12 protein-coding genes are annotated in these 17,852 nt (G+C 73.9%); 7 read left to right on the forward strand and 5 right to left on the reverse strand.

Going from position 1 to position 17,852, the window contains the following annotated elements; genetic code table 11:
* Positions 1–51: 51 nt before the first annotated feature.
* Positions 52–1,008, forward strand: a complete 957-nt coding sequence (locus tag ACIA8F_RS18790; RefSeq protein WP_399380006.1) for a bifunctional riboflavin kinase/FAD synthetase — start codon at positions 52–54, stop codon at positions 1,006–1,008.
* A gap of 112 nt (positions 1,009–1,120) precedes the next feature.
* On the opposite strand, the gene ACIA8F_RS18795 is transcribed toward ACIA8F_RS18790, so the two are convergent.
* From ACIA8F_RS18795 to eccE, 3 genes are all read right to left on the reverse strand, one after another.
* Complete coding sequence (locus tag ACIA8F_RS18795) at positions 1,121–4,126, reverse strand: SCO5717 family growth-regulating ATPase (protein WP_399380008.1); 3,006 nt, start codon at positions 4,124–4,126, stop codon at positions 1,121–1,123.
* Between the two features lie 718 nt (positions 4,127–4,844).
* Positions 4,845–5,615: a hypothetical protein gene (locus ACIA8F_RS18800; RefSeq protein WP_399380009.1), complete on the reverse strand. Its 771-nt coding sequence runs from the start codon at positions 5,613–5,615 to the stop codon at positions 4,845–4,847.
* Positions 5,612–6,895 carry a type VII secretion protein EccE gene (gene eccE, locus ACIA8F_RS18805; protein ID WP_399380011.1) on the reverse strand — a complete coding sequence of 428 codons (1,284 nt, stop codon included), beginning with the start codon at positions 6,893–6,895 and terminating at the stop codon, positions 5,612–5,614. The genes ACIA8F_RS18800 and eccE overlap by 4 nt, the downstream gene beginning before the upstream one ends.
* A gap of 260 nt (positions 6,896–7,155) precedes the next feature.
* Between eccE and eccB the strand changes: the two genes are divergently transcribed.
* The 4 genes from eccB (at position 7,156) to ACIA8F_RS18825 (ending at position 10,944) form a co-directional block, all read left to right on the forward strand.
* On the forward strand, positions 7,156–8,742 hold the full coding sequence (gene eccB / locus ACIA8F_RS18810; protein ID WP_399380013.1) for a type VII secretion protein EccB: 1,587 nt from the start codon (positions 7,156–7,158) through the stop codon (positions 8,740–8,742).
* Positions 8,742–10,019, forward strand: coding sequence for a type VII secretion-associated serine protease mycosin (mycP, locus tag ACIA8F_RS18815; protein WP_399380015.1), 1,278 nt, complete (start codon positions 8,742–8,744; stop codon positions 10,017–10,019). The genes eccB and mycP overlap by 1 nt, the downstream gene beginning before the upstream one ends.
* Positions 10,020–10,233: 214 nt before the next feature.
* Positions 10,234–10,575, forward strand: coding sequence for a WXG100 family type VII secretion target (locus tag ACIA8F_RS18820; RefSeq protein ID WP_399380017.1), 342 nt, complete (start codon positions 10,234–10,236; stop codon positions 10,573–10,575).
* A 60-nt stretch (positions 10,576–10,635) separates the two neighbouring features.
* Entirely contained in the window at positions 10,636–10,944 is a 309-nt protein-coding gene (locus ACIA8F_RS18825) for a WXG100 family type VII secretion target (RefSeq protein ID WP_399380019.1), read from the forward strand.
* Positions 10,945–11,079: 135 nt separating this feature from the next.
* On the opposite strand, the gene ACIA8F_RS18830 is transcribed toward ACIA8F_RS18825, so the two are convergent.
* Together ACIA8F_RS18830 and eccCa are read right to left on the reverse strand one after the other, a co-directional pair.
* Positions 11,080–11,325: a DUF397 domain-containing protein gene (locus tag ACIA8F_RS18830; RefSeq protein ID WP_254385841.1), complete on the reverse strand. Its 246-nt coding sequence runs from the start codon at positions 11,323–11,325 to the stop codon at positions 11,080–11,082.
* A gap of 119 nt (positions 11,326–11,444) precedes the next feature.
* Positions 11,445–15,422 (reverse strand): type VII secretion protein EccCa, encoded by a 3,978-nt coding sequence (gene eccCa / locus ACIA8F_RS18835; RefSeq protein WP_399380021.1) that lies wholly within the window; start codon positions 15,420–15,422, stop codon positions 11,445–11,447.
* 240 nt (positions 15,423–15,662) lie between these two features.
* On the opposite strand from eccCa, the gene eccD reads away from it, so the two are divergent.
* Both eccD and rpsO read left to right on the forward strand, forming a co-directional pair.
* A complete protein-coding gene (gene eccD / locus ACIA8F_RS18840) occupies positions 15,663–17,177 on the forward strand; it encodes a type VII secretion integral membrane protein EccD (protein WP_399380022.1) in 1,515 nt (504 codons plus the stop codon).
* A 171-nt stretch (positions 17,178–17,348) separates the two neighbouring features.
* Entirely contained in the window at positions 17,349–17,636 is a 288-nt protein-coding gene (gene rpsO, locus ACIA8F_RS18845; protein ID WP_243337509.1) for a 30S ribosomal protein S15, read from the forward strand.
* The last annotated feature ends 216 nt before the right edge of the window (positions 17,637–17,852 follow it).

Consider the following 17,852-nt stretch of genomic DNA (forward strand, 5'->3'; position numbering starts at 1 on the left):
AATCGGCAACCAGGACGTGGGCCCACAGGGTTCGGGCGAGGAGCGGTCACAGTGCAGCGCTGGCGTGGCTTGGAGGACATCCCCCAGGACTGGGGACGCGGCGTCGTCACCATCGGCTCCTACGACGGGGTCCACCGGGGTCATCAGCTGATCATCGGACGCGCCGTGGCCCGGGCGCGCGAGCTCGGTGTCCCCTCCGTCGTCGTCACCTTCAGCCCGCACCCGAGCGAGGTCGTCCGCCCCGGCAGTCACCCGCCGATCCTGGCCCCGTACGACCGGCGCGCCGAGCTGATGGCCGGGCTGGGCGTGGACGCGCTGCTGATCCTGCCCTTCACGGCGGAGTTCTCGCAGCTGTCCCCGGCCGACTTCATCGTGAAGGTGCTCGTCGACAAGCTGCACGCGCTGGCGGTCATCGAGGGCCCGAACTTCCGTTTCGGCCACAAGGCCGCCGGGAACGTCGAGTTCCTGCGGCAGCTCGGCGCCACCTACGACTACGAGGTCGAGGTCGTGGACCTGGTGGAGCGCGGCGAGGCGGGCGGCGGAGTGCCGTTCTCCTCCACGCTCGCGCGCAAGCTCGTGGCCCAGGGCGACATGGAGGGCGCGTCCGAGATCCTCGGCCGCCCGCACCGGCTGGAGGGCGTCGTGGTGCGCGGTGCGCAGCGCGGGCGCGAGCTCGGCTACCCGACGGCGAACGTGGAGACGCAGCCGCACACCGCGATCCCGGCCGACGGGGTGTACGCGGGCTGGCTGACGGCGGACGGCGAGCGGATGCCGGCGGCGATCTCGGTCGGCACGAACGTGCAGTTCGACGCCACCGAGCGGACCGTGGAGGCGTACGCGATCGACCGGGTCGGGCTGGACCTGTACGGCATGCACGTGGCCGTGGACTTCCTCGCCTACGTGCGCGGGATGGCGAAGTTCGAGTCGCTCGACGGGCTGCTGGAGGCCATCGCGGACGACGTGAAGCGTGCGCGGGTGCTCACGGAGTCGTACGACGCGGACCGCTGACGAGCGGTCGGACCACGGGCGAGGGCCCGTACCGTCCCGGGGATTCCGGGGGCGGTACGGGCCCTCGTGCGTGTGCCGTACGGCGCAGTACGCGTGCCGTGCGCCGACCGCATCAGCCCAGGCGCGGGTCGCGCGGGGGCACGCCCGGCTGGGGCTGGGCCTGGGGCTGGCCGGGCTGCTGGGGCCAGGGCTGCCCGGGGGTGGGGTAGGGCTGCTGCCCGTACGGGCCCTGCGGCTGCTGGTACTGCTGCGGCTGCGGGGGCTGCTGCTGCGGGTAGGGCTGCTGGGGCGGCTGGGGCTGGCCCCAGTGGTTCTGGGGGGCCTGCTGCTGGGCGCGGATGAAGTCCTCGGCGACCAGGGCGGAGAGGTTGAAGTAGGCCTCGCGCGTCTTTGGCCGGAGCATGTCGAGGTCGACCTCGGCGCCGGCCGCGAGGTGGTCGTCGAAGGGAACCACGACGACTCCGCGGCAGCGGGTCTCGAAGTGCCGCACGATGTCCTCGACCTTGATCATCTTGGCGGTCTCGCGGACCCCGGAGATCACCGTCAGGGAGCGCGAGACGAGGTCCGCGTACCCGTGGGCGGAGAGCCAGTCGAGGGTGGTGCTGGCGCTGCTCGCGCCGTCCACCGACGGGGTCGAGATGATGATCAGCTGATCGGCCAGGTCCAGGACCCCGCGCATGGCGGAGTAGAGGAGACCGGTGCCCGAGTCGGTGAGGATGATCGGGTACTGGCGGCCGAGCGTCTCGATGACGCGGCGGTAGTCCTCGTCGTTGAAGGCCGTCGAGACGGCCGGGTCCACGTCGTTGGCGATGATCTCCAGGCCGGAGGGCGCCTGGGAGGTGAACCGGCGGATGTCCATGTACGAGTTGAGGTACGGGATCGCCTGGACCAGGTCCCGGATCGTGGCCCCGGTCTCGCGGCGCACGCGGCGGCCGAGGGTGCCGGCGTCGGGGTTCGCGTCGATGGCCAGGATCTTGTCCTGGCGCTCCGTGGCGAGGGTCGCGCCGAGGGCGGTGGTGGTCGTGGTCTTGCCGACGCCGCCCTTCAGGCTGATGACGGCGATGCGGTAGCAGGACATGACCGGCGTGCGGATCAGCTCCAGCTTGCGCCTCCGCTCGGCCTCCGCCGCCTTGCCGCCGAACCGGAACAGACCGCCGCCGGAGGCGTTGTTCCCGCTCTTCGCCTTCTGCTTGCCGCGGAGCAGGCGGTCGGAGGACAGCTCGACGGCCGCGGTGTAGCCGAGGGGGGCGCCGCCGGAGGGCTGGGGCGCGCCGTAGCGGGGATCGTGCCCGTGGGGACCTTGCGGGCCCTGCGGCCCGGGGGGCCCCTGCTGCCACTGGCCGCCGCGGGGATCGGCGTACTGCTGGGGCTGGGGCGGCTGTTGCTGCGGCTGCTGCTGCGCGGGCGGGAATCCGTACCCCGCGTCCGGCGCCGGTGCCTGGGGCTGGTGCGGGGTGGGCGGCTGGATGGCGTACCCCGCCTGCGGATCCACCGGCGAGGTCAACTCCGCAGGCCACCGCGGCAGTTCGGCGCCGGGCACCGAGCCGTCCGAGGCGGGCCCCCCGAACGTGTCCGCCGCGCGCGCCGCCGGAACGACCGTCCCCGCAGGGGGAGTCGGCGTACGCACGGCGGCGGGCGGCGCCGCGTTCTCGTACGGCGGGTGCGCGGCGTACGAAGCCGCCGCGTCCGGCCGGACGGGCGACGCACCGTGCTCAGCGCCGCCGGACGCGTCCGCGTACGGGTCGCTCAGGGGTGCCCGCTCGCCCGACTCCCCGGCGCCGACGCCGGCCGACGGCTCCGGTGTGGGGGAAGGCGCGGCGCTCTCCGAGGCCGACGGGACCGGCGGCAGGGAGGCAGCAGGCTCCGGCGCGTGCGACGGGGCGCCGTCCATCGCCGAGGGCTGGGGCGGGACCGGGGCGCCCGGGTACGGCGGCAGGGCCGTTTCCGGGGCCGGAGCGTGCGGCGGTGCGGCGCTGTCGGAGCCCGGCGATACCGGGAGCAGGGCGGCGCCCGGCTCTGGGGCCTGGGACGGGGCCGGGGTGCCGGGGTACCCCGGCGTGGCGGTTTCCGGGGACGGCGTGCGGGACGGTGCGGCGCTGTCGGAGCCCGGCGGTACCGGGAGCAGGGCGGCGCCCGGCTCCGGGGCGTGGGGCGGGGCCGGGGTGCCGGGGTACCCCGGCGTGGCGGTTTCCGGGGACGGCGTGCGGGACGGTGAGGCGTTGTCGGAGCCCCACGGGACCGGCGGCAGGGCGGCAGCGTCGGAGGCCGAGGGCTGCGACGGAGCCGGGGCGCCCGGGTACGGCGGCAAGGCGGTTTCAGGGGCCGGGGCGTGCGGCGCTGCGGCGCTGTCGGAGCCGGACCGGACCGGCGGCAGGGCGGCAGCGCCGGAGGCCGAGGGCTGCGACGGAGCCGGGGTGCCCGCGTACGGCGGCAGCTCGGTCTCCGGGCTCGGCGTACGGGGCGGCGCGGCGCTGTCGGCGGCCGCCGGGGGCTCCGGGAGTTCGGCGTCAGGGACCGGGGCGTAGGCCGGGTCGGGGCTGGTCGGAGCCGACGCGTGCGGCGGCAGTCCGGTGTCCGGAGCCGACGGCTGCCACGGCAGGGCGGTGCCCGGGGCCGGGGCGTGGGAAGTCGGTACCGCGGCGGCGCTTTCGGGGGCCGACAGGTGCTGCGACGGCAGTCCGGTGCCCGGCGTCGGGGTGGCACCGTCCCGGGCGGACAGGTGCTGCGACGGCAGTCCGCTGCCCGGCGCCGAGGGGGAGGGCGGGGCGTACGGTGCGGCGGCCGCGGGGTTTCCGGTCAGTGCCGTGGGTGCGCCGGGGGTGCCCTGGTACGGCACGGCCGGGGCCGGTGCGAGGCCGGACTCCGCGCGTGGAGCCGGCGGCGCGATGCGCATCGTCGGAGGCGTCTCCAGGTCCGACGGCGGCCGGTGGGGCTCGAAGCCACTGCCCTCGGGCAGGCCCGGGACCGCGGCGGGCGCCGGGGCGGCGCCCTGCGTGTACCAGGCCGGCGGGGTGTAGTCGATGGTGAACTCGCCCGTCAGCTCGGGCTCCGCGTCGGACTGATCGTCCGTCGGGACGTCCCACGTCCCGCCGCGCCTCTCGTTCCGATCGCCGCTCACTGGTCCTCCTGATATGTCGAACACTGGTCCGGCGTCCCACCGCGCCACGCCGCCGCCCAGCCTAATCGGGTCCCGCAGCCGGCAGCCGCCCCCGTCTTCCCGTACCCGAGCCCGACGGCAGGGCCCGGACCGCCTCCATCCTGCCCATTCGGCCGGATCCCCGGCCGTTCCCCGCCCGCTCGGCTCCGGCACACCACCACGGGCCACCCCGCTCGCGCCCTACGGGCCACCCAGGCGCCCCGACGGACGCGTGCGTGGCGCCTGCCGCCGCCGCCGGCCGCCGCATGAGCACCGGCCCCGACTCACCCGTTCCCGCCCTGCGGATCCCCAACCCGTCGGCCCTCCCCGACCCGCCCCCCCCGGAACCTGCCCGCCCCGCCGCCGAGTTCGGCCCTGCTGCTCCCGTGCGCCACCGGCCCGCGGGCCCCGCGCCCGGTCCGGTCCGACGCTTCCGCCCCGGTCCGCACAGTCCTGTGGTGAGGGGCACGCCTGAGCACGCGCTCCCGGTTCCCGGCCCGACCGCGGAGTTCCCGGGTGCCGCGCTCGTCCCGGGCGCCCCGCACACAGGGACCCGCCCCACCGGGATCCGCGCGGCACGTCCCTCGAACCGGTACCGCCCGAGTGTCCGCCCCACGACCCGGGGTCCCCCGTGAGACTGAACCTCGCAGCACTCCTGCCTCCGCCGGACGGCACGAGGCACTCCTGCCTCGCACAGGGTTCAGTCGATGCGCCGGGACGGGCCCAGCAGGCCCGTTTCGCCGTCCGTCGGCTGTGTCATCACGAACTGGCGGTCCCGCTCCGTGCACCACAGGGTGACCCCGTCGCCCAGCGTCGGCAGGGACTCCACCGCCGCCGCGGGCAGCTGCATCAGGCGGCCGAGCTGTTCCGCCTCGTCGGGGGAGACCCGCTGGATGCCGACCAGGGAGGCGTTGCGCACCAGTCGGGGGGCCGCCGGGCTCAGGTACGGGAGCAGGGTCAGGACCGACTGCCAGGGTCCCGCGGCCACGCGGCCCCGCGGCGGGCGCATGCCGCAGTCGCGGATCACCAGGACGGGGCTGCCCGCCGACGCGCCCTGCGGGGGCACCCGGCCCACGTCGTGCAGGGTCACGCACTGCTGGCCGCCGCCCGCGGCCTGCGCCAGGCCGGACCACACCTGGCCGCGCCCGGTCTCCACCGCCACCCGCGCCCCGGTGGCGGCCGCCCGCAGGGCCAGGACCTGCGCCGTCCACAGGCCGCCGATCAGCGTGACCTCGTACGGCGTCGGCCGGTTGATGCCGAGGACCGCCGGGCGGCCCCCCGAGTCCACGCCGATGACGACCCCGTCGTCTCCGACGGGCAGCGCGAGCGCGTCCAGCTCCGCGGCCTGGACCACGTGCCGTTCCCGGCGCGGGCCGACCAGCCCGAAGCCGCCCCGCAGCGGTGACGGGCCCCGCGCGGCCCCCGTGGTGGAAGCCTGCGCCGCACGCCCCGTGGAACGAGAGCCCCTCATCGTGCTCCTCCCAGCGGCAGCGACGCCAGCAGGCCCGGCACCTGTTCCCGGTCCAGCCGCACCAGTCCCGCCTTGACTCCCCGGGCCGTCTGCTCCAGCCCGCGCCGTGCGGTGACGAGCTCCTCGTCGCTGCGCCCGGTGACCCGTACGTGCCCGGTCAGGGTGACCTCGTGCCGGGCGGCCGGGGTCATGGTCAGGCTGAAGTTCGTCGCCAGCGCGGGCAGCGAGGTCAACAGCGCGACGAACTGCGGAAGTCCCGCCCCGCCCCCGCCCAACTGGGGCCAGCGGCTGATCCAGTACGTGGTGTGCCGCCGGTCGTCGCAGCGCCAGGTCCGCGGGGTCTCCTCGGTGCGCCGGCCCGTGGCCGCCGACCGCCCCGCCTGGGTGATCGCCATCGGGTTCGCGCAGGAGGACGTGGCCAGTGCGGCGGTCAGCTCCTGCTCCGTGAGCACCGTCGCGCGGAACCCGGCCCCCGCGAGCCTGCTCGCCAACTGGTCCGCCACCCGCACCAGACACCGCTGCGCCCCCGCCATTGCGCCCCCGCGCGCGGTGACCGCGTCGGGGCACAGCTCCGGATCCAGCTTGAGCGCGATCCAGGTGAGCCGCACCGCCGGGCTCCCGGTCAGGGCCTGCAGCGGGGCGTAGTTGCGTGCGGCCATGGACTGGGCCGGCAGGTGCGGGGCCGGCGCCGGCTGGGTGTGCTGCACGAGCTGCGCCGACTCCAGCCGGATGCCGTCCACTTCGAGGACGTCCCGTACGAGGGCCAGCGGCAGCGGCCGCGCCGCCCGGTCGGGCCGCAGTGCGGTGGCGTCCATGTCGACCTGGACCACCGCGGTCAGGAAGGTGCCGTCGCCGACCATCCCGACGGGCCGCCGGTCACGGTCGCGCTCCCGCTCGCTGAACGTGAGCGTGCGCAGCGCCGGTTCGGCCTCGACGAGCGGGGCCAGCCCCGGCTCCGTGCCGGCCGGGACCGCCGTGGCGGCGGCCCGGCGGCGGCGTGCGCGCAGCGCCAGCGCGCCGCCGATCCACTCGGGCAGCGAACGCCGGTGCCTGCGGACGACCGCGAGCAGGACGAGGATCAGGGCGAGTACGCCGGCCGGTGCCAGCAGCAGCGGTTCCACCACCCAGGCCGCCAACAGCGCGGCCGCGGCGACCTGGAGGAGTACGAGTTGTTGCAATCGGAACGGCCCGAAACGCCCCGGGCCGGACTTCGGATGCGGGGTCACACCGGCGGGCGCGGGTGCGGGCGCCCCGGTCCGCGGCCTCACGGCAGTGGCCATCACTCGCGCACCTCACCTTTCCGGGGTCCGTGCCCCTGAGCCCCGGCAGTACGCGCGACAGCCGGCCGCTCGCCCCCGGAATCTCCCCAATCCGCCCCAACACCCCTGTTTCCCCCGGCCAGGAAGGCGTGGAGCGGCTGCCTCACCCTACCCGGCCCCCACCCACCCTCCGTCAAGAGGCATAGTAGGTGGCCGGTCGGACAATAGAGGCCCGGAGACCGTACCCACCGACCGGGCCGTGCGGGGAGAATCAGGCGGCCATGGCCTCACGACGTGACGAGCTCAACGCGTACACCTTTGCGAAGCGACGCACGGTGGCCGCGTTCCTTCAGCCTTCCGCGAGCGGCTCGGAGGAGGGTGCTCCACGGCCGTTGCGCGCCGTCCTGCCCGGTGTGATCACCGCGGCGCTCGTCCTCGCCGCCTTCGGCGCCTGGGGCATGTTCAAGCCGACGGCCCCCAAGGGCTGGGACACCCCCGGCGACCACGTCATCGTCGGCAAGGACTCGACGACCCGCTACGTCGTCCTGACCACCAAGGTCGACGGCAAGGACCAGACCCGCCTGCACCCCGTGCTCAACCTCGCCTCCGCGCGCCTGCTGCTCGACCCGAACAAGGCCAAGGTCGTCCAGGTCGAGGACAAGGTGCTGGACGCGGGCAAGCTCCCGCGCGGCCCCATCATCGGCATCCCCTACGCCCCCGACCGGCTGCCCGCCCCCGCCGAGGCGGGCAAGGCCAAGCGCTGGGCCGTCTGCCAGCAGCCCGGCGGCAACGGCAAGGGCGTGCAGACGGCCGCCTTCGTCCTGGCCGACCGCGAGGCGCACCTGATGGACGACGGGCGCCGGCTCTCCGACTCCCAGGCCCTGTACGTCCAGAGCAACGGCCCGGGCAGGGCCCGCTACCTCGTCGATGCGGCGGGCACGAAGTACAAGTTCCCCGAGGGCACCGCGGACGCGCGCACCATGACCAACGCCCTCGTCGGCGGCAGCGCCGTCCCGCAGCCGGTCACCGACGAGTGGCTGGCCACCCTCGGCTCCGGCGACGACCTGGCCTTCCCCGAGCTGCCGGGCGGCAAGGCCGGCACGGCCGCCGGGGTCAAGGGCCTGGCCAGCACCGACGACAAGGTCGGCATGGTGCTGAAGGCCGTGACCGGAGCCGGTGCGCAGCACTACCTGGTGGTGCCCGGCAAGGTGCTCCCCGTCTCCGACTTCGTCGCCTGGCTGATGATCTCCTCGCCCGCCACCGACCGGCTGGACATGCACGGCAAGCCCCACGAGGTGGACCTCCAGTCCATCAACCCGGACCGCACGCCCTTCCGGGGCGACGCGAAGTGGCCGCAGGAGAAGACCGACCGGATCAACGAGGTCCGTGCCACCGGAGCCACCGCCGCGGACGGTGCCCGCGACACCGTGTGCAGCGTGCTGCGCTCGGTCGACGCCCAGGGCCGCCAGACGCTGAGCACCTGGGCGGGCACGGGCTTCCCCGTCGACATCACCGCCTCCGGCACGAGCGCCTACGTCACTCCGGGCACCGGCCTCCTCTACACCCAGACGCAGGGCCGCCAGACCACCGCGGGCGGCGCGCTCTTCCTGGTCACCGACACCGGCCTGCGGTACGCCGTCCAGGCCAACGGCGACAGCGACGCGGCCCAGCCCTCACCCGGACCGGGCGCGAGCCCCGGCCAGGGCGGGCCGGCCACCTCCGACGGCCGCCCCGCGCCCAGCCAGGCCCAGGCCCGGCTCGGCTACGCGGACGTGGTCCCGGTGACGGTGCCCATCGCCTGGTCGGAGTTCCTCTCCAAGGGGCCCCGCCTCGACAGCAACTCCGCCCGCCAGCCCCAGGGTTCGTGATGGGCGGCCCGGTGAAGCCCGCCCCCGTGCGCAGCACGGCGAGGCCCGCCCTCGCCGCCCTGCTGGCGGCCGCCGCCCTCACCCTGGGGGCCGCGCCGCAGTCCTCGTACGGGAGCGCGCGCGAGACCCCGTACCCCCTGCGCCTCGCGGGCGCCGGCGAGTGCACCTTCCCGATGAAGAAGCAGATAGAGGACCGGCCCTGGGCGCTGCAGCGGCTGCTGCTCGATGAGCTGTGGGCGGACACCAAGGGCCGCTCCAAGGACGGCAAGAGCGTCCGCGTGGCCGTCATCGACACCGGCGTCGACCGGGTCAACCCGCAGCTCAGCGACGCCCTCGACATCGGAGCCGGCCGCGACTTCCTCGACCCCAAGGGCGACGGCACCGCGGACACCGTCGGGCACGGCACCAAGGTCGCCGGGCTGATCGCGGCCCGCCCGAAGCCCGGCACCGGCTTCGTCGGGCTCGCCCCCGAGGCCACGATCATCCCGATCCGGCAGAACGACGGGCAGGGCAACGGCAACGCCGAGACCCTGAGCGAGGCCATCGCGCACGCGGTGTCCAAGGGCGCCCAGGTCATCAACATCTCGCAGGACACCGAGGTGGCGATGACCCAGGACTCCAAGCTCGGCCAGGCCGTCAAGAAGGCCGTGGAGGCCAACGTGGTCGTCGTCGCCTCGGCGGGCAACGAGGGCCTGACCGGGAAGAAGCGCGCCACCTACCCGGCGGCCTTCCCGGGCGTCCTGGCCGTGGGCTCCTCGGACCGCAACAACGAGCGCGCCGCCTTCTCCCAGCCCGGCTCCTTCATCGGGATCGCGGCTCCCGGGGTCGACATGGTCTCCACCGTCCCCGGTTTCGGGCAGTGCGTGGACAACGGCACCAGCTTCTCCGCCCCCTACGTCGCCGGGGTCGCCGCCCTGCTGCGCGCCAAGCACCCGCAGTGGACGGCGCAGGAAGTGATCTGGCAGCTCCAGAACACCGCGGAGCGCTCCGTCAACGGCCACGACGACTACGTGGGCTGGGGCGTGGTCGACCCGGTCCGCGCGCTCACCCAGTCCGCCGCGGGGGCGGAGCCCCCCAAGGCCCCCGTACCGGACCCCGGGCCGCCCCCCGCGGCGGCCCCGGAACCGGCCGCGATGCAGACGACCGAGACGGCGCGCGAACGCGACGAACGGCTGGGCACGTACGCGCTGGGGATCGGCGGCCTGCTCATCGCCGTGATCGCCGGGACCGCCACGGTGGTCCGGGACGCACGGAACCGACGGCGCCGTTTGCAGTGAACGGTCACGGTTCATCAACAGATCCCAAAGGGCTGTGTTGGGTAAGGCCGATCAACTGACTACAGTGATCGGAGGCTTCACGACTGTGATCGGGGATGGTGTGTGAAGCGGAGGGGATCCGGGGGCGCGTGGCTGAAAACCGCCTCCTCGAAGCACCGCTCCGCCGCGCGGTCCGCCGGTTCTGTCTGGCGAATTGAGAGATGAGGAGCTTCGGATGACCAACAATTTCGGACTCGCTGATGACCCGGTAAAGCAGGCACTGAACAAGATTTCGGAGACCGCCGACAGCGTCACCCGGCAGTCCCGGGAGCTGGCGGACATCCTGGCCACCGTCAGTGCGGGCTGGACCGGTGTGGGTGCGTCGGGGTTCACCTCCGCGCAGACCGTCGTCAACGAGGACCACGACGAGATCCGCCGGCTGCTCGGCGTCCTGCACAACGCGGTCGGGCAGACGAAGAACCTGAGCAACGCGCAGGACGACGACGTGGTCTCGGCGTTCCAGTCGGTCAAGTCCGCCGGCGGCGGCGGCAACACCTCCGCCCTCAACGGGATCTGACCGGCGGGACCCGATCCGCTTCCCCACCCACCTGCCCCGCCCCGTGCGAAGGAGAAGAGCATGACCGCGAACGACGGGCACACCAAGGTCCGGTACGAGAGCGTCCAGATGATGGCGGACCGCATCCGCATCGTTTCGGACAACATCAAGAAGGACCTCGACGAGATGGGCGCCGCCCTGACGGTCGTCACCGACACCTGGGACGGCGAGGCGCACCTCCAGTACGTCGAGCTGCAGCGCAAGTACAACGCCAAGGCCGACCACATGCGCGCCCAGCTGCGCCTGGTCGCGGACCTGATCGAGCGCGGCAAGAACGACTACCGCGCCACCGACGTGAAGGCCTCGCGCCTGTTCACCGAGGCCTACTAGGCCCGAGGCGCCGCGCAGCGCCGCCGGACCGGGCACCGACGGGCACGGCGAAGCACGAGGAGAAGGGGCGCGCCCGCACCGGGCGCGCCCCTTCCTCCGTCCCCGGGAGCCGTACGGACCCCGGAGCGGCCATCCCTAGCGCGGGTCCCGGTCCAGGTCGAACTCCCCGTCCCTGGCGCCGAGTACGAACGCCTCCCACTCGGCGGCGGTGTAGCGCAGCACCGTGTCCCGGTCCAGCGAGGACCGCATCGCCACCGCCCCCTCGGGCAGCCGGGCGATCTCGACCCGCTCCTCGTCGGGAGAGGTCCCGGGCGGGCCCTCCCACTCGACGCCGCTGATGTCGAGCCCGTACAGCTCGTCCTTCTCCTGCTGAGTGCCCATGCGCGGCCTCTCCTTCGGTGGTGCGGTTCCCCGCCGATTATCGACGCCGGCCGGCCGTGCGCGGGGAGCTTTCCGGAACCCTCCCGGCCGCCCTCCGCGCCCCGCCCGCCGTCCCCGCCCTACAGCCCCGGCATCCGCCCGATCTGGATCAGCGAGGTCCCGCGCTTGCGCGAGACGAAGGAGGCCCGGCCCTGGGGCATGGGCCGCGGCCGCACGTTGCCGACCAGATCCCCCTCGGACGGATCGCCGGACAGGACGACGCCCTGCGCGCCCAGCTCCTTGATCCGCTGCATGAACGGCTCGTACAGCGCCCGCGAGGCCCCCGCGGAACTGCGCGCGATGATGAAGCGGACCCCGGTGTCGCGGGCGAACGGCAGGAACTCCACCAGCTGCGCCAGCGGATTGCCCTGGCTCGTGGCCACCAGGTCGAAGTCGTCGATGATGATGAACACGTCCGGGCCCGTCCACCAGCTGCGGTCGCGCAACTGCTGCGGAGTGACGTCCTGCGGGGGCTGACGGCGGGCGAACACCCCGGCCAGCGCCTCCATGTGCATCTGCAGGGAACTCGCCATCGGCGCGTACTCCAGCAGGTGCTCCTCCGGCAGCGCGCCGAGCAGGCCGCGCCGGTAGTCGCCGACCACCAGCCGGGCCCGGTCCGGGCCGTAGCGCTCCGCGATCCGCTGCGCGATGAGCCGCAGCAGGTTCGTCTTGCCCGACTCGCTCTCGCCGAACACCAGGAGGAAGGGGTCGGTCTCGAAGTCGACGAACACCGGCTCCAGTTCGGTCTCGTCGATGCCGATCGCGATCCCGCGCTCCGGGTACTCCGCGCCCTTCGGGAGCTGGTCCGCGTGGAGCAGCCGCGGCAGCAGCCGCACCCCGGGGGCCGCCTGGCCCGTCCAGTTCTGCTTCACCGCGTCCACGAACGCGGCCGTGGCCTCCGACAGGTCCTCCGCCGCGTGCGAGCCGTCGACCCGCGGCAGCGCGCCCAGGAAGTGCAGCTTCTCCGCGACCTGACCGCGGCCCGGCATCCCCGTCGGAACGTTCGCCGCCACCTTGCGGTCGAACTCGGAGTCCATGACATCGCCGAGGCGCAGCTCCAGCCGGCTGAGGATCTGGTCCTTCAGCGCGGCCCGGACCTCCATGTACCGGGCGACCGTGATCACCACGTGGATGCCGTATCCCAGTCCGCGGGACGCGATGTCCGTGACGACCTGCTCCAGGGCCTCGTACTCGCCCCGGAAACCGCCCCAGCCGTCGATGACCAGGAACACGTCACCCCAGGCCTCCCCGGGCAGCTCGCCCGCGGCCCGCCGGCGCCGGTAGGTGCCGATCGAGTCGATGCCGTTCGCGCGGAAGAACTCCTCGCGCCGGCGCAGCACTCCGGCCACCTCCGCGACCGTGCGCCGCACCCGCTCCGGGTCCAGCCGGGAGGCGATCCCGCCCACGTGCGGCAGTTCCGCCAGCGAGGACAGACCGCCGCCGCCGAAGTCCAGCCCGTAGAACTGCACCTCGCGCGGGGTGTGCGTCAGCGCGAAGGAGGAGACCAGCGTCCGCATCAGCGTGGACTTGCCCGACTGCGGACCGCCGACCACCATCATGTGGCCCGCCGCACCCGAGAAGTCCCGGTACAGCACCTCGCGCCGCTGCTCGAAGGGCTTGTCGATCAGCCCGAGCGGCACCACCAGCCCGCCCGGCCGCGTGTACCCCTCCGCATGCAGCCCGCGCTCCGCACTCGGAGCCAGCGCCGGCAGCAACTGGTCCAGCGGCGGAGCCTGGTCCAGCGGCGGCAGCCACACCTGGTGCGCCGGCACCCCCTGCCCCTCCAGCCGTCCCACGATCACGTCCAGCACCGTGTCCGCCAGCGCGTCGTCCCCGGCCCGCGCCTCCTGCTCGGCCCGCGCCGACAGGTACGCCGGGTCCGGAGCCGCGTACACCACGGGCACCGGCGCCGCCGTGAACAGCACGGGACGCCGCTCCACCGGGAACAGCCCGACCGACAGGTCCGGCCCGCCCGAGCGGTAGGTGCCCGAGACGTACGCGGCCTTGAAGCGCGTCATCTCGTCCGTACCGAACTTCAAGTAGCCCGAACCGGGCACCGACGGCAGGTGGTAGGCGTCCGGCACGCCGATCGCGGTCCGCGACTCCGCCGCCGAGAAGGTCCGCAGACCGATCCGGTACGAGAGGTACGTGTCCAGCCCGCGCAGCTTGCCCTCCTCCAGCCGCTGCGAGGCCAGCAGCAGGTGCACGCCCAGCGACCGGCCGATGCGGCCGATCTGGATGAACATGTCGATGAAGTCCGGCTTCGCGGTCAGCAGCTCGGAGAACTCGTCGATGACCAGCACCAGCGAGGCCAGCGGCTCCAGCGGAGCACCCGCCGCCCGCGCCTTCTCGTAGTCGTGGATGTTCGCGTAGTTGCCCGCCGAGCGCAGCAGCTCCTGGCGGCGCTGCAGTTCGCCGCGGATCGAGTCGCCCATGCGGTCCACGAGCGTGAGGTCGTCCGCCAGGTTGGTGATGACCGCCGCCACGTGCGGCATCTGCCCCATCCCGGTGAAGGTGGCACCGCCCTTGAAGTCGGCGAGCACGAAGTTGAGCGTCTCCGAGGTGTGCGTGACGGCCAGCCCCAGCACCAGCGTGCGCAGCAGCTCCGACTTGCCCGAACCGGTCGCGCCCACGCACAGACCGTGCGGGCCCATGCCCTCCTGCGCGGCCTCCTTCAGGTCCAGCATCACCGGGGAACCGTCCTCGCCCACCCCGATCGGCACGCGCAGCCGCTCGCCGGCGGAGCGCGGCCGCCAGGTCCGGGCCACGTCCACGGCGGCCGCGTCGCCCAGGTTCAGCAGGTCGGTGAAGTCCAGGTTGGCCAGCAGCGGCTCGTCCTCGTCCCCGCCACCCGTCCGCAGCGGCGCCAGCTGCCGGGCCAGCGCCTCGGCCGCCGGTAGCGACAGGCTGTCCGGCAGCCCCTCGTAGGCGAAGCCCGCACCGGACTCCAGCCGCAGCCGGCCCGGCCGCACCACGACCGACAGCCCGCCGCGCGCCTCGTCCAGCTCGCCCGCCACCACCTCGACGACGGTGACCCCCTGCAACCCCTCGGCCGCCGCGAACACCGACTCCGCCGGCACCAGACCCCCGCGGGAACCCGAGTCCAGTACGAGGACCACGTGCGGCTGGTCCAGCACGGGGGAGCCCTCCCGGCTGAACCGGGGCCGCCCCTCCAGCCGGGAGGCGAGCAGCCCCTCCAGCTCACCGAGGTCGTCGCCGAACAGCCGCTTCGTGCCGGCCCCGTCGATCTGACCCGGAACCTGGGTGTGCGGCAGCCACTTCACCCAGTCCCATTCCGCCACCGAACCGGGCGCCGCCACCACGGCCACCATCAGGTCCTCGGGGGAGTGCAGCGTCGCCAGCTGGGCCACCAGCGCCCGCGCGGTGCCTCGCGCCGACTCCGGCTCCCCGGAGACCGTCACGTGGTAGAACGCCCGCAACGACACCGCCATCGGCAGCCCGTCCAGCGAGGAGTGCACCCGCAGGAAACGCTGCATCGCGCCCGCCGCCAGCGGCTCCAGCTCGTCCACCGGCGCCGTGTCCGGAGCCACCAGCGGGGTCGCCAGGCGCTGCGCGCCCAGCCCCAGCCGGGCCTGCCCGAAGTCCGCATCGCCGACCCGCCGCTCCCACAGCCGCGAGCCCTCCGCCACCACCGACCACAACTGCTCCGGAGCCGGGTGCAGATAGAGCTGCGCGTCGCGTTGGGCCCGTGCGGTCCTCCGTACCTGACGGCGGGTTTGCGCCAGGTACTTGAGGTAGTCCCGCCGGATATCGGCCATTTGCCCTTGCGTACCGCGCCGGTGCCGCACCAGCTGGGCCACCAGCATGCCCACCGTCGACACCATCATCAGCACGCCCATGATGCGCATGAACGGCGCGGCGCCCGGCATGAAGAAGAAGACGGCCGACGAGCCCATCCCGAGCATCGGGAGGAGCTGCATCAGCACGCCCTCCTGCTGCCCCCGGGGAAGTTCCGGCGGTGCCTCCAGCCTCAGTTCGTCCGAAGGCACTTCCGGCGGCAGCGACCGCGGCGGACGTTTGACGACGATCTGGCTCACCGGAGCATCAATCCCTCGAAAACAGACGGGACGTCGCAACCGGCGCCCTCAAGTCCCGGGCGCGAAGGGGGTCTCCTCCGCAGAGAGGTGATCCTACTTGCCGACAGTCGCCGGGCCTCCCGGTAGGGTGGCGCGCGCGGCATGCGCATCCGCGAATCGGCCGCGCACCGGCGGTCGGACCACCGCCGCCGACGCACACGCACACCCACACCCACGCACACACCCACCGGGGGGCATCAGGTGAACACCGCCGAGGCGACCGGCTTCCGCAGGGTCACCGTCGTGGCTCCCGACAGCCGCATAGACGTCGCCCTCCCCGAGGACATCGCCGTCGCCGACATCTACCCCGAGCTGCTGCGCCTCACCGGCCAGACCCAGCCGGTCGGCGCACCCACCGGCTTCCACCTGGTCCTGCGCAGCGGCACCGTCCTCGACGGCGCCCGCACCCTCGCGGCCCAGCAGGTCCTCGACGGCGAAGTGCTGAGCCTGCGCCCCTTCGCGGAATCCCTGCCGCCCGCCGTCTTCGACGACGTCTCCGACGCCGTCGCCGCCGCCGTGGTGCGCGACCGCCACCGCTGGAGCGACGACATGCTGCGCGGCGCGGGCCTGACCGGCGCCGCCGTCCTCTTCGTCCTGCTCGGCTTCGTCCTCTGGTACGCCGACCCCGTCCTGCACGACGTGCACGGACTGCCCGGCATCATCGCCGGCTCCGTCGGCCTGCTCCTCACCGCCGCCGCGGGCGTCCGCGCCCGGGTCTACCGCGACCGCGGCTCCGCCGTCGCCCTCGGCCTCGCCGCCGTACCGCACCTGCTGCTCGCCGGCGCCGGCATCATCGCCCCCGCCGCCGGCCAGGGCCCCGGACGGCTCCAGTTCCTCCTCGGCTGCGTCTGCGTGCTCGTCGCCTCCGTCGCTCTCGTCGCGCTCACCCCCGACGGCGACGCCCCCTTCGTGGCGACGACCTTCCTCGCCGCCACCGGGACCCTGGCCACCTTCGCCGCGATCGCCGCCGACGCCGGAGCGACCTCCGCCGCCGCCGTCTGCGCCCCCGCCGCCATCGGCCTCGTCGCCTTCCTCCCCGGCCTCTCCGCCCGCTTCGCCCGCCTCCCCATCGGCTACGCCGCCCCGCAGAGCGCCACCGCCGAGTACGAGGCCCCGGACCGCTACGAGAGCGACCCCTACAACGAGTACGGCGAGCGCTCCGCCACCGACGGGCACGACTCCGGCGCGCCCCTCGACGCCGAGGCCATCGCCGCCCAGGCCCGCCGCGGCCACGAGATGCTCCTCGGCCTCGTCGGCGGCTGCGCCGCCGTCGCCGTCGGCGCGGCCGCCGTGCTCGGCTTCTCGGACAACACCTGGGCCCGGCTCCTGGCCCTGGCCACCGGGCTCGCGATGCTGCTGCGCGCCCGCCTCTTCCGCTACACCTCCCAGGTCGCCTGCACCCTCGTGGCCGGCTTCGCCGCCCTGGGCCTGCTCGTCCTGGGCCTCGCCATGCACCCGCCGCTGGCCCTGCTCAAGGAGCTCGCCTTGTACGGGGACCACAGCGGCCTGGAGATCCGTACGCTCTGGCTCTCCGCCGCCGTCGCCGCCGGCGGCGCCCTCCTCGCCGGAATTGCATTGGTCATTCCCCGCAAGGGTCTGTCACCCTTCTGGGGGCGGCTGCTCGACCTCACCGAGGCGGCGGTCCTGCTCAGCCTGGTCCCGCTGGCCCTGGCCGTGCTCGACGTCTACGCCCGGGCCCGCTCTCTCACCAGCTGAGACGAGGGTCAGCGGCAGCCTGGTACGCTGTGTGACGGCCGCTTGTGTACGCGCCTCCGGATCGCTCCGGGGCTGCGCTCAGCGGACCCCGCCTCCCGAGTTACGGAAGATCCCCAGAGAATTCGACCTGGGGCACTCGGTGGCTATGTAGACCTATTACAAGGAGTACGCGTGCCGCTCGACGCCGCAGTCAAGAAGCAGCTCATCGCAGAGTTTGGTGCCAAGGAGGGCGACACCGGCTCCCCCGAGGTCCAGGTCGCGATGCTGTCCCGCCGCATCTCGGACCTGACCGAGCACCTGAAGTCCCACAAGCACGACCACCACTCCCGTCGTGGTCTGCTGATCCTGGTCGGCCAGCGTCGCCGCCTGCTGCAGTACCTGGCCAAGAAGGACATCCAGCGCTTCCGTACGCTGGTCGAGCGCCTCGGCATCCGCCGCGGTGCGGCCGGCGCCAAGTAAAGACGCTGTGAAGGGAGCGGTTCCCACATTGAGTGGGCCGCTCCCTTTGCTGTACGTGCGCGACGTACCGGACGCTTTGTAGTCTGGAAGCGTCCGCGTCGCGAGACGCGCACGACTGCACAACTGAAGAGGAGGAGCGCCCTCCCACGCCGCCGGTCCTCGGTAGTGGCATCCGGAAAGCCCGTACGGGGCTTCGCCCGGCTGCTTCGATCGAAG

Origin of the sequence: Streptomyces sp. NPDC051563 (genome assembly GCF_044454225.1) — a bacterium.
Lineage (GTDB): Bacteria > Actinomycetota > Actinomycetes > Streptomycetales > Streptomycetaceae > Streptomyces.